General features: G+C 66.9%; 24 protein-coding genes. 11 read left to right on the forward strand and 13 right to left on the reverse strand.

What is annotated here, in order from left to right; translation table 11 throughout:
- Nucleotides 1-13: 13 nt before the first annotated feature.
- From OB2597_RS14230 to OB2597_RS14240, 3 genes are all read right to left on the reverse strand, one after another.
- Nucleotides 14-238: a F0F1 ATP synthase subunit C gene (locus tag OB2597_RS14230; RefSeq protein WP_009806291.1), complete on the reverse strand. Its 225-nt coding sequence runs from the start codon at nt 236-238 to the stop codon at nt 14-16.
- A gap of 67 nt (nt 239-305) precedes the next feature.
- Nucleotides 306-1,070: a F0F1 ATP synthase subunit A gene (locus OB2597_RS14235; RefSeq protein WP_040609807.1), complete on the reverse strand. Its 765-nt coding sequence runs from the start codon at nt 1,068-1,070 to the stop codon at nt 306-308.
- A complete protein-coding gene (locus OB2597_RS14240) occupies nt 1,060-1,404 on the reverse strand; it encodes an AtpZ/AtpI family protein (RefSeq protein ID WP_009806293.1) in 345 nt (114 codons plus the stop codon). Before OB2597_RS14240 ends, OB2597_RS14235 begins: the two co-directional genes overlap by 11 nt.
- 274 nt (nt 1,405-1,678) lie before the next feature.
- Here OB2597_RS14240 and OB2597_RS14245 point away from each other — a divergent pair, with 274 nt between their 5' ends.
- On the forward strand, nt 1,679-2,011 hold the full coding sequence (locus OB2597_RS14245; protein WP_009806294.1) for an ArsR/SmtB family transcription factor: 333 nt from the start codon (nt 1,679-1,681) through the stop codon (nt 2,009-2,011).
- Nucleotide 2,012: 1 nt separating this feature from the next.
- Here OB2597_RS14245 and OB2597_RS14250 read toward each other — a convergent pair whose 3' ends face one another.
- Both OB2597_RS14250 and OB2597_RS14255 read right to left on the reverse strand, forming a co-directional pair.
- Entirely contained in the window at nt 2,013-2,888 is an 876-nt protein-coding gene (locus OB2597_RS14250) for a DMT family transporter (RefSeq protein WP_009806295.1), read from the reverse strand.
- Nucleotides 2,885-3,778, reverse strand: a complete 894-nt coding sequence (locus OB2597_RS14255) for a LysR family transcriptional regulator (RefSeq protein WP_009806296.1) — start codon at nt 3,776-3,778, stop codon at nt 2,885-2,887. The genes OB2597_RS14250 and OB2597_RS14255 overlap by 4 nt, the downstream gene beginning before the upstream one ends.
- Before the next feature lie 482 nt (nt 3,779-4,260).
- Here OB2597_RS14255 and OB2597_RS14260 point away from each other — a divergent pair, with 482 nt between their 5' ends.
- Nucleotides 4,261-5,526, forward strand: a complete 1,266-nt coding sequence (locus tag OB2597_RS14260) for a DNA polymerase IV (protein WP_009806297.1) — start codon at nt 4,261-4,263, stop codon at nt 5,524-5,526.
- On the opposite strand, the gene OB2597_RS22660 is transcribed toward OB2597_RS14260, so the two are convergent.
- On the reverse strand, nt 5,523-5,657 hold the full coding sequence (locus OB2597_RS22660) for a hypothetical protein (RefSeq protein WP_009806298.1): 135 nt from the start codon (nt 5,655-5,657) through the stop codon (nt 5,523-5,525). The genes OB2597_RS14260 and OB2597_RS22660 overlap by 4 nt on opposite strands.
- A gap of 100 nt (nt 5,658-5,757) precedes the next feature.
- Here OB2597_RS22660 and OB2597_RS14270 point away from each other — a divergent pair, with 100 nt between their 5' ends.
- The gene (locus tag OB2597_RS14270; RefSeq protein ID WP_009806299.1) at nt 5,758-6,702 is read left to right on the forward strand and encodes a LysR family transcriptional regulator; all 945 of its coding nucleotides are present in this window, start codon (nt 5,758-5,760) and stop codon (nt 6,700-6,702) included.
- Between the two features lie 155 nt (nt 6,703-6,857).
- Here OB2597_RS14270 and OB2597_RS14275 read toward each other — a convergent pair whose 3' ends face one another.
- Both OB2597_RS14275 and OB2597_RS14280 read right to left on the reverse strand, forming a co-directional pair.
- On the reverse strand, nt 6,858-8,291 hold the full coding sequence (locus tag OB2597_RS14275) for a D-alanyl-D-alanine carboxypeptidase family protein (protein ID WP_009806300.1): 1,434 nt from the start codon (nt 8,289-8,291) through the stop codon (nt 6,858-6,860).
- Nucleotides 8,292-8,589: 298 nt separating this feature from the next.
- Nucleotides 8,590-9,291 (reverse strand): HAD family hydrolase, encoded by a 702-nt coding sequence (locus tag OB2597_RS14280; protein ID WP_009806301.1) that lies wholly within the window; start codon nt 9,289-9,291, stop codon nt 8,590-8,592.
- Between the two features lie 163 nt (nt 9,292-9,454).
- Here OB2597_RS14280 and clpS point away from each other — a divergent pair, with 163 nt between their 5' ends.
- From clpS to hemF, 4 genes are read left to right on the forward strand one after another with little or no spacing between them, the layout of a single operon-like run.
- Nucleotides 9,455-9,772, forward strand: coding sequence for an ATP-dependent Clp protease adapter ClpS (gene clpS, locus OB2597_RS14285; protein ID WP_040609809.1), 318 nt, complete (start codon nt 9,455-9,457; stop codon nt 9,770-9,772).
- 7 nt (nt 9,773-9,779) lie between these two features.
- The gene (locus OB2597_RS14290) at nt 9,780-10,793 is read left to right on the forward strand and encodes a class I SAM-dependent methyltransferase (protein WP_009806303.1); all 1,014 of its coding nucleotides are present in this window, start codon (nt 9,780-9,782) and stop codon (nt 10,791-10,793) included.
- Nucleotides 10,794-10,823: 30 nt separating this feature from the next.
- A complete protein-coding gene (locus tag OB2597_RS14295) occupies nt 10,824-11,624 on the forward strand; it encodes an SDR family NAD(P)-dependent oxidoreductase (RefSeq protein WP_009806304.1) in 801 nt (266 codons plus the stop codon).
- Nucleotides 11,625-11,640: 16 nt separating this feature from the next.
- Nucleotides 11,641-12,534: an oxygen-dependent coproporphyrinogen oxidase gene (gene hemF, locus OB2597_RS14300; RefSeq protein WP_009806305.1), complete on the forward strand. Its 894-nt coding sequence runs from the start codon at nt 11,641-11,643 to the stop codon at nt 12,532-12,534.
- A 4-nt stretch (nt 12,535-12,538) separates the two neighbouring features.
- Here hemF and OB2597_RS14305 read toward each other — a convergent pair whose 3' ends face one another.
- The 3 genes from OB2597_RS14305 to OB2597_RS14315 are packed head-to-tail and all read right to left on the reverse strand — an operon-like array spanning nt 12,539 to nt 14,965.
- Entirely contained in the window at nt 12,539-14,242 is a 1,704-nt protein-coding gene (locus tag OB2597_RS14305) for a sensor histidine kinase (protein ID WP_009806306.1), read from the reverse strand.
- Between the two features lie 13 nt (nt 14,243-14,255).
- Nucleotides 14,256-14,810, reverse strand: a complete 555-nt coding sequence (locus OB2597_RS14310) for an RNA polymerase sigma factor (RefSeq protein WP_009806307.1) — start codon at nt 14,808-14,810, stop codon at nt 14,256-14,258.
- The gene (locus OB2597_RS14315) at nt 14,807-14,965 is read right to left on the reverse strand and encodes a NepR family anti-sigma factor (protein ID WP_009806308.1); all 159 of its coding nucleotides are present in this window, start codon (nt 14,963-14,965) and stop codon (nt 14,807-14,809) included. Before OB2597_RS14315 ends, OB2597_RS14310 begins: the two co-directional genes overlap by 4 nt.
- Nucleotides 14,966-15,064: 99 nt before the next feature.
- Between OB2597_RS14315 and OB2597_RS14320 the strand changes: the two genes are divergently transcribed.
- Complete coding sequence (locus OB2597_RS14320; RefSeq protein WP_009806309.1) at nt 15,065-15,877, forward strand: response regulator; 813 nt, start codon at nt 15,065-15,067, stop codon at nt 15,875-15,877.
- Between the two features lie 54 nt (nt 15,878-15,931).
- Here OB2597_RS14320 and OB2597_RS21515 read toward each other — a convergent pair whose 3' ends face one another.
- On the reverse strand, nt 15,932-16,102 hold the full coding sequence (locus OB2597_RS21515) for a DUF1328 domain-containing protein (protein ID WP_009806310.1): 171 nt from the start codon (nt 16,100-16,102) through the stop codon (nt 15,932-15,934).
- 331 nt (nt 16,103-16,433) lie between these two features.
- Here OB2597_RS21515 and OB2597_RS14330 point away from each other — a divergent pair, with 331 nt between their 5' ends.
- Nucleotides 16,434-16,625: a PLDc N-terminal domain-containing protein gene (locus OB2597_RS14330; protein WP_009806311.1), complete on the forward strand. Its 192-nt coding sequence runs from the start codon at nt 16,434-16,436 to the stop codon at nt 16,623-16,625.
- Nucleotides 16,626-16,741: 116 nt separating this feature from the next.
- Nucleotides 16,742-17,596, forward strand: a complete 855-nt coding sequence (locus OB2597_RS14335; RefSeq protein ID WP_009806312.1) for a YihY/virulence factor BrkB family protein — start codon at nt 16,742-16,744, stop codon at nt 17,594-17,596.
- A gap of 12 nt (nt 17,597-17,608) precedes the next feature.
- Here OB2597_RS14335 and hemE read toward each other — a convergent pair whose 3' ends face one another.
- Nucleotides 17,609-18,640: a uroporphyrinogen decarboxylase gene (gene hemE, locus OB2597_RS14340; protein WP_009806313.1), complete on the reverse strand. Its 1,032-nt coding sequence runs from the start codon at nt 18,638-18,640 to the stop codon at nt 17,609-17,611.
- Nucleotides 18,641-18,733: 93 nt separating this feature from the next.
- Here hemE and hemC point away from each other — a divergent pair, with 93 nt between their 5' ends.
- Entirely contained in the window at nt 18,734-19,681 is a 948-nt protein-coding gene (hemC, locus tag OB2597_RS14345) for a hydroxymethylbilane synthase (protein ID WP_009806314.1), read from the forward strand.

Below are 19,681 nucleotides of genomic sequence, written 5' to 3' on the forward strand. Positions count from 1 at the left end.
TTTCAGACCCGGATCAGACGGCGAACATCAGCAGCAGAGCCACGAGGAAGGCAAAGATGCCCAGGGCTTCTGCAAATGCGATGCCGATGAAGAGCGTCGCGGTCTGGCCGCCAGCGGCGGAGGGGTTGCGCAGGGCGCCGGACAGGAAGTTGCCGGCCACGTTGCCCACACCGATCGCGGCTGCGCCGGAACCGATTGCTGCCAGGCCTGCGCCGATATGTGCGAGATCGCCTTCCATGATGTATCTCCTTACGATGTGTTGGAAGTTTCGATGCGTAGGGTGCGTGGTATCACGCACCGCCGTTTCAGTGACCCGGGTGAAGGGCGTCCTTCAGATAGACACAGGTCAGGATGGTGAACACGTAGGCCTGGATGAAGGCCACGAGCACTTCGAGCCCGTACATCGCGGTGATCGCGACGACCGAGACCGGGCTGATCACGGCGATGGCGGCGAAACCCGCGAACACCTTGATCACCGCGTGGCCGGCCATGACGTTGCCCGCGAGACGAATGGAGTGGCTGACCGGACGGACGAAGTAGGAAATCACTTCGATGATCGCCAGGATCGGACGCAGCGCCAGCGGCGCCGAAGCGACCCAGAACAGCCCGAGGAACTTGGACCCGTTCTTCATGAAGCCGTAGATGGTGACGGTCAGGAATACCGCCAGCGCCAGCACCACCGTCACCGCGAAATGCGAGGTCGTGGTGAAGGACATCGGGATCAGGCCAAGGAAGTTGGCCGAGACGATGAACAGGAACAGCGTCATGATGTAGGGGAAGAAGCCGACGGCATCCTTGCCTGCGACATCCTCGACCATCTTGTAGACGAAACCGTAGGCGAGCTCGGCGATCGACTGGCCGCGGCTCGGGATCGTCGCCCGGCGCGAGGTGGCCAGCACCATCAGCACGATCACGGCCACGATGGCCAGCGCCATCCAGAGAGTGACGTTGGTGATCGTGTACCAGTGAACGGGGCCGTCACCGAACAGCGGTGTCACGATGAACTGGTCCATCGGGTGGAAGACCAGCCCGCCTTCGTCGCCATGTGCCGCTGCCGTCTCAGTCGCCATCTCGACCCCCTTCGCGATCCGCCGGGGCATCCCCGGCCGCAGTGTTCCCGCCGAACTCGGCCGAGGTGCGCATCATCGTCTTGATGCCCGCGGCGAGGCCCAGCAATGTAAAGACCAGCATGAGGAACGGCGTGGTGCCGAACAGGGCGTCCAGCCCGTATCCCATGCCGAAGCCGATCCCCAGACCGGCCACAAGCTCGATCACCATGCGCCAGGCGAGGTTCGCCGCCGAATAGTGCTCGTCCCCCCGGGGTTTCGGTCCCTGCCCCTTCTTCGCAGCCGCGATCCGCTGTTCGAGATCGCTCATCTGCCGCTTCGGGTCGGGATCGGACACGACTGCCCCCAGAGAAAAGTTGCTGCTTTGCTATGCGGGGGGCGGGTTTTAGTCAAGGCGAAGCGTCGGACCGCGGCGAAGGGCGCAGCCTGTTGTTTTTATGAGTATTTTTGGCAAGATGAAGACCGGGCGCCGGCGCACCGCAGGCCCTGCCGCGCCGGATCCGGCCCCGGACGCATATTCAACGATCTGGTTGAGTCTGCCGCCCGGCGGGGGCATTAACGCTCAACCGGTCAGTTGACCGTCCCGCCCCGAACCCCGCGAAAACCGCCTCATGTCCCCGCATCTCGATACCGTCTTCGCCGCCCTGGCCGATCCGACCCGCCGGACGATCCTGTCCATGCTGCTCGAGGACGACATGGCCGTGACGGACGTGGCCGAACCCTTCGAGATGTCCCTGGCCGCGATCTCCAAGCATCTCGTCATTCTGAGCCGCGCGGGGTTGATCAGCCAGGAGAAGCGGGGCCGCGTCAAGTGGTGCAAGCTCGAACCGGATGCGCTGAGGGATGCCAGCGTCTGGATGCAGGGCTTCGGCCAGTTCGATCCCGTCAACCTCGACGCCTTCGAACGGTTCCTGGCGCAGGAACTTCCCTCCGAGGAAGAGTGACCTAGTCCTTCAGCAGCATCGCCAGCGACAGCACGGTCAGCGCCACGCCCGCCAGGGTCGCCACCGGCGGCAGGCCGCTGCCCTTCGCGATCTCCCACAGGATCACCCAGCTCGGCACGAGGTAGGTATAGGCCATGACCTTTGCCGAGGGCAGCCGCAGCGAGGCGAACTGCATCAGCACGAAGGTCATCGCCGAGGCGAAGACCGCCACATAGAGGATCGTGATCCAGACGATCGCCGGCAGGGCCGCCCAGTCCGTCGCCAGGATGTCGCGCGCGCCGTAGCCGCCCACCATGATGCAGGCCCCGCAGAGCATCCCGAAGGTGAAGACGACCGCCGGCTCGCCGCGGTTCAGTTTGGGCACCAGCGGCGTGTATATCGCGTGGGCCACGCAGCCCCAGAAATAGATCCATTCGCCGCGGCCCACCTCGAACCGGATCAGCGCCGCCGGATCCGCGCGGAAGATCACCCAGACCGCCCCCGCCGCGCCGATCGCCAGCGCCAGGGCCATCCGCGTCGTCGTCACCTGCCGCAGCAGGACCCAGCCGAACCCGGCCGCCATGACCGGCACCAGCGTGAAGACGGCCGAGGCCGCCACCGGGTCCGCCGTCTTCAGACCCTCGAACATCAGCACGAAATAGGTGCCGAAGACCCCGCCCATCAGCAGATACCGCCAGGGCGCGCGGAACGCCGAGGCCGGAAGGCCGGTCGTCGCCGTGGCGGCCACGCCGACGATCACCGCCGCGATCAGGAACCGCACGGCGTTCAGCGCGGCGGGCGCGATATGCGGCGCCGCCAGCACGCCGAGCGAGAACGACCCGGCCACCAGCGCCGAGAATGCCAGCATCGCGAGATGACCGCTTTGCGACGGGCTCATGCCTCGGCGACCTCTTCGCATCCCATGTGCCGGGTGTGGTCCTTGAGGTACTTCAGGAAGGTCTGCACCTTGTTCGTCCGGTGCAGGTCCATGTGCGTCACCAGCCACAGCCGGCTGTCCCATTCCTCGAGCGGCGGATGCACCTGGACGAGATCGCGGCTGTCGCATTCGAAGGTCCGCATGAACCCCATGCCCACCCCCTGCACGATGGCCTGCCGCGTCGCCTCGCTGTCGCCCGAGCGGAAGACGACCTGCCGTTCGGGTATGTTGTCGCGCATCCACCGTGCGAAGGGCGCCCGGCTGGCGGCATCGTCCTGCCCGACGAAGCGGTGGCCCTCCATGGCGTCGGGGATCGAAGGCGTGCCGTGCCGCGCGATGTAATCCCTGCTGGCGTAGATGCCGAACTGAAGGTGCATGAAGGGCTGCACCACATTGTCGGGCTGGCTGGGCGGGCTGCCTGCGCGGATCGCCACATGCGCCTCGCCGTATTCGAGGCGAAAGAGCCGGGCGCTCGTCAGGTAGCGCAGGATCACCTCCGGGTAGTCCTTCTGGAATCGCGCCATCACCGGCACGAGGAATTCCGAGATCCCGCCGATGGTGGTCACCACCAGTTCGCCCGAGACATCGCTGCCCCGGCCCTTGATCCGCCCGGCGAGTTGGCTGAACTGATCGTCCGTCGCCTGGGCCACACGCAACAGGTCCTGGCCCGCCTCGGTCGGGGTGTAGCCGCGCGCGTGCCGCTGGAACAGCTTGACCCCCAGCCGCCCTTCGAGCGCGTCGATATGGCGGATCACCGTCGCATGGTGCACGCCCAGCACATCGGCCGCGCCCGACACGGTGCCCAGGCGCGCGACCTGAAAGGCCGTGCGAATCTCATCCCAATTGTCCATGACGCCCCCTTCCGGTGCGTGAAAGAACAGACCGCTGTGAGACAACCGTCTTTCGTGCACATGTGCAAGAGGGCTCGGAGATTGAGCCGCTCGGCGTCCGCGCGGGCCGCAGAACGTGCAGAAGCGGTGTTCGAAAGCGGCGCGGGACCATTTCCGTGGCCGTTCGGCGCTACCCCGCAATGCCACGGGCGGACGACGACACCGATCAGCCGAGGAGGCACACCAGACCGCGCGGGTGTCGGTGGCCAGAACCCTGAGGTCGAAGCCGCCCGCCCCGAACGCTGGCCCCGAACGCCCGCCCGGACTCGACCCCCACGACCTTCTTCCTCGGGCGTGCCCCGGGGATACTCCGTCGCCCGCGCACCTCCGCCGTACACCGGGACCGGCGGCTGCGCACGCGGTCCGCTCGCTCAGCCGCAACGGCCTGTGGCGTGTCCCGGGGCGCTCTCCTATACTGCCGTCACACCAATCCGACGACGCCCATGGACGCCCTCTGCCGCGACTGCCTGACCACCTTCGACGCGCCGGCGCGAACCGGGCTGCGCTGCCCGTCGTGCCGCAGCCCGCGCTGCACCGCCCATGACGAATTGTTCAGCCTGTCCATCGCGCACATGGACTGCGACGCCTTCTATGCCTCGGTCGAGAAACGCGACAATCCCGACCTCGCAGGCAAACCGGTCATCATCGGCGGCGGGCGGCGCGGCGTGGTGTCGACGGCCTGCTACGTCGCCCGGATCCGGGGCGTGCGGTCGGCCATGCCGATGTTCCAGGCGCTGAAACTCTGTCCCGAGGCCGTGGTGATCAAGCCGCGCATGGAAGCCTACGCCGAAGCCTCGCGCGCGATCCGCGACATGATGGAAGAGATGACGCCGGGGGTCGAGCCGCTGTCGCTTGACGAGGCCTTTCTCGACCTCACGGGCACGCAGCGCCTGCACGGCCACCCGCCCGCCTGGATGCTGGCGCGGCTGGTGAAACGGATGCGGGACGAACTCGGGCTGACGGGCTCCGTCGGCCTGTCCCACAACAAGTTCCTGGCCAAGGTCGCCTCGGACCTCGACAAGCCGCACGGGTTCTCGGTGATCGGCGCGGCCGAGACCGCCGATTTCCTGCGGGACAAGCCGGTCCGGCTGATCTGGGGGGTGGGCGCGGCGGCGCAGGCGTCGCTCGACAAGGCGGGCATCCGGACCTTCACCGACCTGCTCAGATGGGAAAGGACCGATCTGGTCGCGCGCTTCGGATCCATGGGCGACCGGCTCTGGCATCTGGCGCGCGGGCAGGACCGCCGCCGCGTCTCGGCCCATGCGCCGATGAAGTCGATCTCGAACGAGACGACCTTTCACGAGGACACGGGCGATGCCGACCTGCTGGACGGTCACCTCTGGCGCCTGGCGGAAAAGGTCGCCGACCGCGCCAAGGCCAAGGGGCTGGCAGGACGGGTCGTGACGCTGAAGCTGAAACGGGCCGATCACTCGTCCCTGTCGCGCCGTGTCTCGCTGCGCGACCCCGCGCAGCTGGCAGACACGATCTACCGCACCGCGCGGGGCCTCTTCGACGGCGTGGGACCCGAAGGCCCCTATCGCCTGATCGGCGTGGGCATCGCGGACCTCGTGCCCGAACACGACGGGGGCGCGCCGGGCGACCTGCTCGATCCGGATGCCACACGCCGGGGTCAGGCCGAACGCGCCACGGACGAGATCCGCAGGCGGTTCGGCCCCGACGCGATCCTCAAGGGGCGCGCCCTGCGCTAACCCCGATGCCGGTGACGCGCCTCGCCGTGGCGGGTCGCGGGACGAAAGCGGCGTTCCTCGTGACCGGGGAAGGTGCGGGTATCGCCGAGACGGGTAGCGGCGAGGAAAGAATTTGCGTAGATGTTGAGCATGACGGCCTCCTGCTATGGCGTTTCCTGATGCGCTATACATGGCGGTTCAGGCGCTTTTAGGCCAATCAGGAATATGAACCGGATGTAAGGTGATCTTACAATGAACTGGAGCAGTCTACCGCCGCTGACGGCCCTGCGCGCCCTGGCCGCCTATGCCGAGACCGGTTCGATGGCCGAAGCCGGCGCGCGGCTCAATGTCAGCCATGCCGCGATCAGCCAGCAGATCCGGCAGCTCGAGGAACGGCTGGGCGTGACGCTGCTGGACCGCAAGGGCGGCCCGGGCGCCCTGACGGCCGAGGGCCGGACGCTGGCCCGGACCACGTTGGACGGCTTTGCCGACATCGTCCGGCTGGTCGAGGAGCTGACCGGCCGCGACGCCGACCGCCCCGTGCAGATCTCCACCACCCCGGCCTTCGCGTCGGGCTGGATGATGCCGCGCCTCGCCCGGTTCCGGCAGAAGCACCCCGGTATCTCGCTGATGATCGACCCCTCGCCCGAGCTGCGCGACCTCGCCCCCGGCGGGCTCGACATGGCGGTGCGCTACGGCAGCGGGGTCTGGCCCGGGCTCGAGGCCGAACTGATCGTCGAGACGCCCATCGTCATCGTCGCCGCCCCCGAACTCGTGGGCGATACGGTCTACGACAGCCCGGCCGAACTGACGAAGTTCCACTGGCTGCAGGAGCTCGGCACCAACGAGGCCTCGGATTACCTCGCCCATTTCGGAACGGTCCTCGACCAGGCCAGGGGGCTCACCTCGCTGCCCGGGAACCTGATGGCCGACGCCGCCCGCGCCGGGCAGGGCATTGCCGTCACGGCCGGGGCCTTCGTCGAGCAGGACCTCGCCAGCGGCCGCCTCCGCCTGCTGTTCGAGGACCGGCGCAAGAAGGGCTATTTCCTGGTGACACGGCCCGGCGTGCAGCGCAGCGGGGCGCGGGCGCTCTATCGCTGGCTGCGGTCCGAAGGCCGCGCCTATGCCGAACAGCGCGAGACGTCCGGCGGCCTCGGCCTGGCGGAGACCGCCGAGGGCGCCGACGGAACGGCCTGAGCCACGCCGGGGTCTGAGGCGCAGCCCCGAACGGACAGCGCATGCACCCGGGCGGATGCGCCACCCGCCCGACCCCGGCACCGGCCCGCTCCGAAACGAAAGGAACCGCCGGCTGGACCGGCGGCTCCTGGTTCGGCGGCGACCGGGGCCGGGCTTCAGCTCGGCCCGATCATGAAGCAGGTCTGGTTGCGCGCCTGGAGACGGCGGCAGGCGAGGTCGGCCCTCTCGCGCTCCATCCCGAGGAAATTCGCGTCGAACCCGGTCGGCCGGCGCACCACCTTGCGCAGCGCCCCGTCCAGCGTGTCCGTCTCCTTGAGCGCGGTCTGCAAAAGCACCCGCTCGGCCGCGTTGTGCGACTTGTAGCGCCCGATGTTGATGCCCCAGTGGCGCCCGCCCGATGTCGAGACGCGGGTCACCACACGCGGCACCTCGGGGGCCTGTTCGACCGCGGCGGCCAACGCCCGGTTGAAAAGCCCCACGGGCCGCGCCATCGGGGTGATCACGCCGTTCGCCGCCGAGGCGGCCGAGGCGTCCATTACCTCGTCGGACCCTTCGGCGCGGGCGGCGGGTTTTGCGGCGACGGGCATCAGGCTGGCCTTCTGCGCCACCTCGGCCACGACGCTTTCGATCGTGTCGTCCATCGCGACAAGCACCGGCGCGGTCGTGCTGCCGGGGCGCGCCTGCGGCCGCAAGCTGCGGGTGACGGCGGTGTTCAGCCGGATCACCTTGCCGGCCGCCCGCACCTTGCCGTCGGCATGGTCCAGCGTCTTGACCGCGGCATAGACCGGTGCGGCGGGCGCGATCCGCGGCGCGTTCGAGGGCGCGCGCTTGAAGCCCAGGTCCAGAAGCTCCGCGACCTTGGCGTTCCGCGAGGCCGAGGAGCGGCCGCCGAAGACCGTCGCGATGATCCGTTCATTGCCGCGCTCGGCCGAGGCGACGAGATTGAAACCGGCGGCGCGGGTATAGCCGGTCTTGATCCCGTCGGCGCCGCGATAGCTGCCGAGCAGGCGGCGGTTGGTGTTCGAGACCTTCTTGATCCCCGCATGGGTCTGCACCCGCGAGAACAGGTTGTAGTACTCGGGATAGTCGAACAGCAGGTGCCGGCCGAGGATCGTCATGTCGCGCGCCGTCGAGAGGTGGCCGCTCTCGGTCAGGCCATGGGCGTTCTTGAAGGTCGTCCGCGTCATGCCGAGCGCCTTGGCCGTGCGGGTCATCCGGCGGGCGAACCGCGCCTCGGACCCCTCGATGGCCTCGCCGATCGCCGTTGCCGCATCGTTCGCGGATTTCACCGCCGAGGCGCGAATCAGGTAGCGCAGCTTGATCTTCGATCCGGCGGCCAGCCCCAGCTTGGACGGCGGTTCCGCCGCGGCGTTGCGCGAGATGCGGACCGGCGTATCGAGGGTGATCTCACCATTCCTCACCGCCTCGAACGCGATGTAGAGCGTCATCATCTTGGTCAGGGAGGCCGGGTGCAACCGGGCGTCGGCATTCGAGGAATGCAGGACCTCGCCGCTCCGGGCGTCCATCACCATGGCCGCGTAAGGTGCGGCCTGTGCCTCCCGCATGGCCGGGTTGGCCACGAAGACCATGATTGCGCTGAAAAATAGGAATACGAGTGCCCGCCCACGGGTCGGCTTATGCTGCCGCTCCATCTTGCCTCTCACTTTCACTGCCTCTGTCGTTGGTTTTCCCAACTGACCAATTTGTCGTTAATGGAACCCTATCACAGCGTACGGTGATCGCGAAACACCTAATTCAAAGGGGTTTCACGCATTTTCACGTAATTGACAGGCTCATGTGGTGGCATGAAGAAGCGCGCCTACCAAACAGGCATTCATGGCTTCGATCCGACGGCCTGCACCGTGATAGCGGCGGATTCGCGGCGGCTCAGCCCGCAGCCTCGAAAATCTCCGGCAGACGGGAGAGATCTGAGATCTCGCGGAAACGCGGGCTTTCTTCGGGGGCCTCGGCATGTTCCAGCGCCCAGGAAAGCTGCCCCGGAACGAAGACCCCCCACCCGCCCGCGTCGATCATCGGCACCACGTCCGATTTCATTGAATTTCCCACCATCATCCCGCGCCCCGCACCGTCCCCATGCCGGTCGAAGATGCCTTCGTAGACCCGGCGCGTCTTGTCCGAAACGATCTCGACCCCGTCGAAAAGATCGCCCAGTCCGGACTGCGCCAGCTTGCGTTCCTGGTCCAGCAGGTCCCCCTTGGTGATCAGCAGGACGCGGTAGTCCGCCGCGGCGCTCTCGACGGCGGCCTGCGCATGGGGCAACAGCTCGATCGGGTGGGCAAGCATCTCCTGCCCGGCGCGGATCAGTTCCGAGATCACCTCGCCCGGGACGCGGTTCCCGGTCACTTCGAGGGCGGTCTCGATCATCGACAGCACGAAGCCCTTGATGCCGAATCCGTAGTGCCCGATATTGCGCCGCTCGGCCTCGAGCAGGCGCTCGGCGAGGTGGCGGGGGTCGGCGTGGTCCGCCAGCAGTTCGGTGAAACGCTCCTGCGTAATGTGAAAGAACCGCTCGTTTTGCCAGAGCGTGTCATCCGCATCGAATCCGATTGTCGTCAGATTTCGTGGCATGCCTGTCCTGCTTTTCGTCGCACGGTCGAACCGCCCCCTTTCAAACTTCGACACGGACGTTATATAGAAAGGCCAAATCCCGGAACCCTTTGAGAGTCGCTCTGACGGAAATTCGATGAGCCAGGCGCAGAAAAATTCGCGTGACCTATCGGCGGCATTGGTCATGTCGTCGTCCGATGACGATGATGGCGACAGCTCGGTCGTTGTCGAGACGCGCCCCAAGACCAAGCGGCCACCTCTCTACAAGGTGCTGCTGCTGAACGACGACTATACGCCGATGGAGTTCGTCGTCGCCGTGCTCGAACGGTTCTTCGGCATGAACCACGCCCAGGCGTTCGAGATCATGCTGACGGTGCACAAGAAGGGTGTCGCGGTGGTCGGCGTCTTCAGCCACGAGATCGCCGAGACCAAGGTCGCGCAGGTGATGGATTTCGCCCGCCAGCACCAGCACCCGCTGCAGTGCACCATGGAAAAGGAATGACGGGGCCTTGACCCTCGACACCCGGCTTGGCCTGGCGCTGGCGCCCGGGGGCGTGTCTATCCCGGAAGGCCGGATCGCCGTCTTCGGACCCCGTGCGGGCCAGTCCCTGGAGGGGCTGCCGATGGACCGGGTCGAGGTAATCACAGGCTTTTTTCCCGACCACGCCCATTTCGAAGGCCGAGGCTACAGCTGCCGGTTCGAGCCGGAGGGCTTCTATGCGGCCGCCCTGGTGGTGCTTCCCCGCGCCAAGGCACTGGCCCGGTCCTGGGTGGCGATGGCTGCGGCCGCGGCCAACGGACCCGTGCTGGTCGACGGCGCGAAGGAGACCGGGGTGGAATCGCTGCTGCGCGACTGCCGCCGGCGCGTCGAGGTCGAGGGGCGGATCAACAAGGCCCATGGCAAGCTCTTCTGGTTCGAGGGCGGCGATTTCGCCGACTGGCTGCCGGGCCCGGCCAACCGGGTCGACGGCTTCGTCACCGCGCCCGGGACCTTCTCGGCCGACGGTATCGATCCCGCCTCGGCGCTGTTGGCCGCGTCCCTGCCCGAGACGCTGGGCGCGCGGATCGTCGACCTCGGGGCCGGCTGGGGCTATCTCTCCGCCGCGGCGCTGGAGCGCAAGGGGGTGAAGGCGGTGGAACTGGTGGAGGCCGAGCGCGCCGCCCTGGACTGCGCCCGCCGCAACATCACCGATCCGCGCGCCGTGTTCCACTGGGCCGACGCCACCACATGGCGCCCGGAAGCGCGGGTCGACGCGGTCGTCACCAACCCGCCCTTCCATACCGACCGCAAGGCCGATCCCGAGCTCGGCCGTGCCTTCATCCGGAGCGCCGCCGCGATGCTGACCCCGCGCGGGCAGCTCTGGCTCGTCGCGAACCGGCACCTGCCCTACGAGCGGGTGATCGCGGATCTTTTCGACGATCACAGGGAGGTCGCGGGCACCGGCGCCTTCAAGGTCATCCGGGCGTCCGGGCCGCGTGCGGACGGGCCGTCTCGCCACCGCCGCCACAATTCTCTAGTCTGATCCGGGCCGACCGCCCGAAGGAGCGAACCCATGTCCTTTTCCATCGCCGGCAAGACGGCCATCGTGACCGGCGCCGCAAACGGCATCGGTCTGGCCGTCGGCAAGCATTTCGCGGATCGCGGTGCGAACGTCATGTTCGCCGATCTCGACGAAGCCGCCCTGACCCGCGAATTCGGCCCCTCTCCGGAAGCCGAGAACATCCGGTACTTTGCCGGCGACCTGCGCGAGAAGCTGACCATCGCGAACCTGCTTTCCGCCACGATCGACGCTTTCGAGCGGGTGGATATCCTGGTGAACGGGTCGCGGCAGGTGATCGCCTCGGACCCGCTGAACCCCGACGACGATGCGGTCGAGACGCTGTTGCAGCAGAACCTGATGACCTCGCTGCGCCTGAGCCAGACCATCGCGAAGCGCATGATCAAGCAGTCCGAGGGGCAGCAGGACGGTCCCGCCGGGTCGATCGTGAACCTGTCGTCGATCGCCGCCCGACGCACCCATCCCGACCTGATGGCGTTCTCGGTCTCCAGCGCGGCTCTGGACCAGATGACCCGATCGCTCGCCGTGGCCCTCGCGCCGCACCGGATCCGGGTGAACGCGCTCGCCTTCGGGTCGGTGATGAGCGAGAGTCTCAAGACCACGCTGAAGGACAACAGCGAATTCCGCTCCGACATCGAGGATCACACGCCGCTGAACCGGATCGCGCCCGCCGCGGAACTGGCCGAGGCGGCACAGTACCTGGCCTGCGACGCCTCGAGCTTCATGACCGGGCAGGTCATCACCGTGGACGGGGGCCGCACCTTGCTGGACCCCGTGGCGGCCCCGGCCCACTGATCCCGGAGGGAACGCGGTGACCGAGGAACTCACAGCCGAGAGAACACGCGCCGCCGACTGGTTCCGCGGCCTGCGGGACGAGATCGTCGCGGCCTTCGAAGGGCTCGAGGACGCGCAGGCGGAGGGCCCCCTCTCCGACCGGGAGCCGGGCCGCTTCGACGTGACCGAGACGCGGCGCGCCACGCCCGATGGCAGCGATGCGGGCGGCGGCCTGATGAGCGTCATGCGCGGGGGCCGCGTCTTCGAGAAGGTCGGCGTCAACGTCTCGACGGTCTACGGCGAACTGGGCCCCGAGGCGCAGGCGGCCATGGCCGCGCGCAAGGGCCTGCCGGGAATGCAGGAGGATCCCCGCTTCTGGGCCAGCGGTATCAGCCTCGTCGCCCATATGCAGAACCCGCACTGCCCGGCCGTGCACATGAACACGCGCATGTTCTGGACGCCGCATGGGTGGTGGTTCGGCGGCGGCGCCGACCTGAACCCCTGCATCGAATATGACGAGGACACGGCGCATTTCCACCGTGTGCTCGAAGACCATTGCGATCCGCACGGCGCGGGGCAATACGACCGCCTCAAGGCCTGGGCCGACGAGTATTTCTACATCCCGCACCGGGGCCGCGCGCGCGGGGTCGGCGGCATATTTCTCGACGATCACTGCTCGGGCGACTGGGAGGCCGATTTCGCCTTCATCCGGGATATCGGCCGCGCCTTTCTGCCCGCCTACCTGCCGCTGGTCGAAAAACGGCGCCGGAGCCCGTGGAGCGATGCCGACAAGGAGGTCCAACTCGTCCACCGGGGCCTCTATGCCGAGTACAACCTCGTCTACGACCGCGGCACGAAGTTCGGGCTGGCCACGGGCCATGACGCCAATGCCGTGCTGATGAGCCTGCCGCCCATGGCCAAGTGGATCTGAGCGGTCACGACAGGGCGATATCCACGCACATGCGATAGGTCTCGTCCGTCTCGGTGACTTCGGGCCGGGTTCCGAGCTGCGAGGCGAAGGCGTCGATCAGCTGGCGCCCCAGACCCGATCCCTCGGCAGGGTCTTCGCTGTCACGCAGCTTGTCGCCCCTGGAATTGGTCACGCAGAACCGGCAGGACCGGCCATCCAGATCCTCGAGCGTGATCTTGATCCAGGGCGCCGCGCCGTCCCCGGGCCGTCCGACGTACTTGATCGCGTTGATGACCGTCTCGGTGGCCAGCAAGGACAGGGGAACCGCCTTGTCCGGGGACAGGACGACCTCTTCGATCCCGACCGAGACCTGGACCGGGGACCCCTGCGGCAACGCGCTTTTCACCACCTGGTCGAGAATGTCCTCGAGAAGGCCGTCCGCGCGCAGGTTGGCCAGCCGCGCGGTGTGATAGAGGTTCGAATGCACCGTCGCCAGCCCGAGTACCCGGTCCTGGATGCGGCGCAGGGTGGACTTGGTCTCGGGGCGCGGTGCCTTGCGCACCTCCATGTTGATGATCGAGGCGATGAGCTGAAGGTTGTTCTTCACCCGGTGGTGGACTTCCTTCAGCAGCACGTTCTTTTCATGCAGGTTGTTCTCGAGTTCGGCCGTGTCGCGGGTGATCCGCTCGACCATGGCGTCGAAGGTTTCCTCCATCTGCACCAGTTCGACCGGGGCGTGGCCCCCGGCGAGAAGGCCGGGGGGCGGATAGGCCTGCGTGGTGCCGAAGCCGCGCACCTTGCGCCGCAGCTGCCGGACGTGCCGGATCACCAGCCGGTGCACCGCGAAATACGCCACCACCAGCGACACCAGCCACATCAGCAGCGGAAACAGCATGGCCGAGCGTTCGATGAATCCTGTCTCGCCCGAAACCGAATCCACCGGCCAGACGGACACGGCCAGAACCTCGCCCGGGATGATCGGCGTGGTCGAATAGACCCGGGGCACCCCGTTGCGGTCCAGCGCCCAGAAGGAACTGAACTGCTTGTAGAGCTGCGAGTTCAGATCCCGGAACGCCGGCAACAGGCCGGGCGCCGCGTCGAGGTCCCCCATGGAGAGCAGCACCTCGCCCCGCTGGTTCACGGTGATCAGTTCCAAGGGTTTCGTGGGACCGTCGAATTCGGGTTCGAACCGCGCATTCGCGCGCGGCAGCGACAGGGTCACGAAGCCGGCGTATTCGCCCTCGTCGTAGACGGGCTGGGCGATCACCATCACCGACTGCCCCGTCACCCTCCCCTCCTCGGTCGCGTTCATCAGGGGCCGAGGATCGGAATCGATCTGGCGGAACGTGGCGGTGCTGCGCACGTCGAGCGGGGTGTCCCGCGAATTGCACCGCGTCACCCCAGAGGGTTCGACGAACAGCGCGAGCGAGAAGGCGGGATGCGACCGGATGAACCCCGACATCAGCGCCGAGCAGGCATCGATGTCGTCCCGCATCGTTATCACGGCGCCCCCCAGCACCCGCGCCGAGGCGAACCCTTCGTGGATCAAATCGCTCTGGCGTTCCGTGGCCGAGACGGTCTGGCCCAGATACGCCGACCGCGTCAGCGCCTCGGCTTTGTCCACGACCGACCGCGTCTGGTAGAGCGAGATCAAGCCAATGGGCAGCAGCGCGATGGACAGCATCGCCACCACGCGCACACCCAGCTTGTCGATGAAGGGGAGTCTCAAAAAGAGGCCTCCGCTACATGGACTTCATTTGCGTCGCAGACATCACCGCCATGGTCGACTGGTCGGTCAGTTCCATCGTGTCGTTCTCGCCCATGCTGAGCAGTTCGCTCAGGCGGGCGCGACCGCGGTTGGCGCGGCTCTTGATGGTGCCGACGGCGCATCCGCACATGTCGGCCGCCTCTTCGTAGGAAAATCCCGAGGCCCCGACCAGCAGCAGCGCCTCGCGCTGTTCGTCGGGCAGGGTCGCGAATGCCTTTTCGAAGTCCTTCATCGCCAGCCGGCCGTCGTGATCCGGCTTGGTCGCGAGGTTGCTGGAAAAGGCACCGTCCACATCGGCGACCTCGCGCCCGGAACGGCGGCGGGCCGAATAGAAGGTGTTGCGCAGGATCGTGAACAGCCAGGCACGCAGGTTCGTGCCCGCCTTGAACTTGTCCATGTTCGTCCATGCCTTAACGATCGTGTCCTGGACAAGGTCGTCGGCTTGGGCCGAATTCCGGCAAAGGCTCATGGCGAAGGCGCGAAGGGATGGCAGGTGCTCGACGAGTTCCTCACGGGGATCCGCGCTCATCTGGGCGCCCCCCCGCCCTGGCTCTGCGTTTTGAGCTGTTCGATGAGACTCTTGAACCGGTCGGGAAGATCCTCGTCCAGTTTCTGCTGGTAGACACGTTTTAGATTCTCGTCGATCTGCCTCAGAACGTGCTCGTTTTCACTATCGTGCGCCATGAATTCGTGGAACCGTTGCCATTTTTTTTCCGTTGTACTGGAACCGAACGCCAGAATCGACGTTTAGTTCCAAGAAAAGTTGAAAAGGTAAGCGACAAAATGAATCAAACGGTGGGGTCCGAAGATTTTGCGATGAACGTGGCGACGGAGCTTCCTTACCTCCGGCGCTATGCGCGCGCGCTCACGGGAAGCCAGACCTCTGGCGACAACTACGCGGCGGCAACGCTCGAAGCCATCCTGGAAGACCCCGGGCTCGTCGAAGGCAACCGCTCGACCCGCGTCGCCCTCTTCAGTGCGTTCCACGCCATCTGGAACAGCTCGGGCGCGCCGGTCGCCGTCGACGAGACGGGGATCGCCGCGAGGGCGCAGGACCATCTCAGCCGCCTGACGCCCAACACGCGCGAGGCGCTGCTGCTGGCCACCATCGAGGAATTCTCGTCCGAACAGGTGGCCGAAATCATGAAGATCGGCGTCGCCGAGGGCGAGGATCTGGTGAGGATCGCGCAGCGCGAACTGGCCGAGAGCGTGACCGGGCGTGTGATGATCATCGAGGACGAGGCGATCATCGCCATGGACCTGCAATCCATCGTCACCGAAATGGGTCACGCGGTGACCGGCGTGGCCCGCACGCGGGACGAGGCCGTGTCGCTCGGCAAGACCGAAAGGCCGGACCTGATCTTCGCCGACATCCAGCTGGCGGACAACTCCTCGGGCATCGATGCCGTCAACGATCTTCTGAACGCCCTGGGCGACGTGCCGGTGATCTTCATCACGGCCTATCCCGAACGGCTGCTGACCGGCGAAAAGGCCGAACCCGCCTTCCTGATCACCAAGCCCTACACCGAAGAGCAGGTGCGCCTCGCGGCGAGCCAGGCGATGTTCTTTTCGTCCACCGAAACGCTGCATCACTGATCATGGTCCGCAAAGGGCGGCCCCGAGGCCGCCCTTGACGTCTTGGTCGCACCGTCACGGAGTGCGTCCGCGCAAGGCCCGTGCCACCATCGCGATGACGAAGAGCACGAGGAAGACGACGAACAGGATCTGTGCGACCCCGGCCGATGCGCTAGCGATGCCGCCAAAACCGAAAACTGCGGCGATGATCGCTATGATAAAGAAAGCTAGTGCCCAATAAAGCATTGTTTTTCCTTCCATTTCATAGATGTTACGCAAGGTTGCGTTCTGACCTGTCAACACCCTGTCCGGCCGAAAGGTTCCCGATCCGGCACCTGGCGGGCGCCGGATCGCGTCGCCGCGAGGGCCGGAGAATTTTTTTCACTTTTCTCGGGAACCGGCTGCGCGGGACGGCGTTACGATACCAGGTGCCCCCAAGCGCCTGTCCCTCGAAGACTGGCGGGGACTTCCCCGATTTACCTCTCCCCGCCAGTCTTAACCCCCCGCCACCGCGCAACTGCTTGTACCGGAACCCTTCCCTCGCGCCGGCGTTGAGGGTTCAGGAAAGGAAATCGCTATGTTGGAAATTACCGGCCTTGGCGGCCTCATCGTACTGGCGCTCGATATCTGGGCCATCGTGTCGATCATCGGATCATCCGCATCGACGGGCAAGAAGGTTCTCTGGGTGCTTCTCGTCCTCATCCTGCCGATCCTCGGCTTCATCATCTGGCTCATCGCCGGTCCGCGCAATCGCAGCGGCATGGCCTGAGAGGCCCCAAGCAACGCGACGACAAGGCCGCCCCGCCCGGGCGGCCTTTTCCGTTGGTGCCGTTGACCGGGGGGCAATTCCCGATAGCTTATCGGGAAACCAGAGGGACGCGCTCCGTGAAAGTTCAGAAGATTATCGGCATCGGGCAGGGCATCGTCGCCGCCATCGCCGAAAAGAATCTGTTCCTGATCGCCGCCGGTGTCGCCTTCTACGGAATGCTGGCGCTCTTCCCCGCCATGGCCGCGATCATCGCGATCTGGGGGCTGCTCTCGGATCCCAACGTCCTTGTCGAACAGCTTGAACTTATCCGCAACATTCTGCCCGTCGAGGTGACCCGGATCATCGAGAACCAGATAAACGCCCTGTCGACGGCCAGCGGAGACAAGCTCGGGTGGGCGGGCCTCGTGTCGATGATGGTGGCGATCTGGTCTGCCCGCTCCGGGGTCGCGGCGCTCATGCTGGGCCTCAACGCCATCCATGGCCGCGCGAACCGGGGAAGCCTGCGCCACTACCTCACCGCGCTGGTGCTGACCCTGGCCCTGCTGGGCGTCTCGGTGGTGACGCTTTCGGCCGTGGTCATCGCGCCCATCATCTTCGCCTTCATCCCGCTCGGTCCCGTCACCGCGATCCTGGTCGAGGCCTTCCGGTGGGTTGCGGCGATCTTCGTCCTGATGGCGGGGCTTGCCGTGGTATACCGCTTCGGGCCCAACAACCGCGGAGAGCGGATGAAATGGGTGACGCCGGGGGCGGTCATGGCGGTCGCCCTCTGGGCGGTGGCCTCCTACGGCTTCTCGCTCTACCTTGCCAATTTCGCGAACTACAACGAGGTCTACGGCTCGATCGGGGCGGCCGTGGCGATGCTGATGTGGCTGTTCATCAGCGCCTTTCTGGTCCTTCTCGGCGCCGTGGTGAACCTGGAACTCAGAACCACCACGGCACCGGGGCCCACCCCGGGCCTGGAAGAGGCATGAAGGTCGGGCCCCTCAGCCGCCCCGGACCGTGTCGATCATCAGCTGGACGTTGTCCGGGTCCGCATCCGGCGTGATCCCGTGGCCGAGGTTGAAGATGTGCGGCCCGCCGGAAAAGGCGCGGACGATCCCGCGTGTGGCCTCGACCAGTTCCTGTCCGCCCGTCACCATGTGCCGCGACGCGAGGTTGCCCTGAACGCAGCCGTCAACCTGGACATGCGTGGCGGCCCATTCCGCCGAGACGGAATCGTCCACCGCGACGCAGTCCGCCCCGGTGTCCCCGGCGAACCCCACATAGCGGTCCCCGGCCTGACGCGGGAAGGCGATGACGGGAATGCCGGGATGCCGGGCCTTGAGTTCCGCGATGATCCGTTTCGCGGGGGCCAGCGCGAAATCGTCGAAGTCGCGGCCCGAGAGCGATCCGGCCCAGCTGTCGAACAGCTTGACCACCTCGGCGCCGGCGTCGATCTGACGCGACAGATAGGCGATCGTGCCCTCGGTCAGAAGATCGATCAGCGCCGAGAAGAGCGCCCGGTTCTCGGCCTTGAGCGCATGGGCGGGACCCTGGTCCGGGGTGCCCCGCCCCGCCACCATGTAGGTCGCCACGGTCCAGGGCGCCCCGGCAAACCCGATAAGCGTCGTCTCGGGGGGAAGCTCCTGCGACAGGATCGACACCGTCTCGTAGATGGGCGACAGCACCTCGTGCACGTCGGCGGCGGGCTTCAGGGCGTCGAAGTCCGCCTGCGAGGTGACGGTCGAAAGCCGCGGCCCCTCGCCCGTGACGAACCACAGATCCGCCCCGAGCGCCTGCGGCAGCAGCAGGATGTCGGCAAAGAGGATGGCGCCGTCGAACCCGTAGCGGCGGATCGGCTGCAACGTGACCTCGGCGGCGAGGTCGGGATTGTAGCAGAGCGACAGGAAGTCCCCGGCCTTCTCGCGCGTGGCGCGGTATTCCGGCAGGTAGCGGCCGGCCTGCCGCATCATCCAGATCGGCGGCACCTTCTGCACCTCGCCGCGCAGCGCCTTCAGGATCGTCTTGTCGCTCATGTCGCCCTCCGTCCGCCCCTCGTCGCCGCGTGGCGCGACGAAGTCAAGCCGGGCCCTCTTGCAGGGGCGGGATGCCGCGACTAGACGAGGCTCATGACACGCGATTTCCCGTCTCCGGCCCGCCCGCTCAAGATCGGCACGAGGGGCTCACCGCTCGCCCTCGCGCAGGCCCATGAAGCCCGCGACCGGCTGGCCCATGCCTTCGATCTGCCCCCCGAAGCCTTCGAGGTCTGCGTCATCCAGACCACGGGCGACCGGGTGCAGGATCGCCCGCTCAAGGAGATCGGCGGCAAGGGACTCTTCACCCGCGAGATCGAACATGCGCTGCTGACCGGCGGGATCGACATCGCCGTGCATTCCATGAAGGACATGCCGGTGCTTCAACCCGAGGGGCTGCTGCTGGATTGCTACCTTCCGCGGGAGGATCCGCGCGACGCCTTCGTGTCGAATCTCTACGAGCGGCTGGACCAGATCCCGGCGGGGGCCCGGGTGGGCACGTCGTCGCTGCGCCGCCGGGCGCAGGTGCTGGTGCGCCGTCCCGATCTCGAGGTGGTGGAGTTCCGCGGCAACGTCCAGACGCGGCTGCGCAAGCTGGCCGACGGCGTGGCTTCGGCCACCTTCCTCGCCATGGCGGGGCTGAACCGTCTCGACCGGGCGTCGATCGCACGCTCGGCCCTTGCGACCGACGAGATGCTGCCCGCCGTGGCCCAGGGCGCCATCGGCATCGAACGGCGCGAGGACGACCACGCGACCGCGGCCCTGCTCGAGGCGATCCACGACCCCGAGACGGCACGACAGCTGGCCGCGGAGCGCGCCTTTCTCGCCGCCCTGGATGGCTCCTGCGAGACGCCCATCGCGGGGCTGGCGGACCTCGAGGGCGGGACGCTCAGGCTACGCGGCGAGATCCTGCGCCCCGATGGAAGCGAGGCGCTGAAGGACGACCGTTCCGCCCCGGTCGAGGACGGCGCGAAACTCGGCCGCGAGATGGGGGCCGCGCTGCTCGCGCAGGCGGGCGACGGCTTTTTCGATTTCCGCGGCTAG

Source organism: Pseudooceanicola batsensis HTCC2597, from assembly GCF_000152725.1.
Classification (GTDB): Bacteria; Pseudomonadota; Alphaproteobacteria; order Rhodobacterales; family Rhodobacteraceae; genus Pseudooceanicola; species Pseudooceanicola batsensis.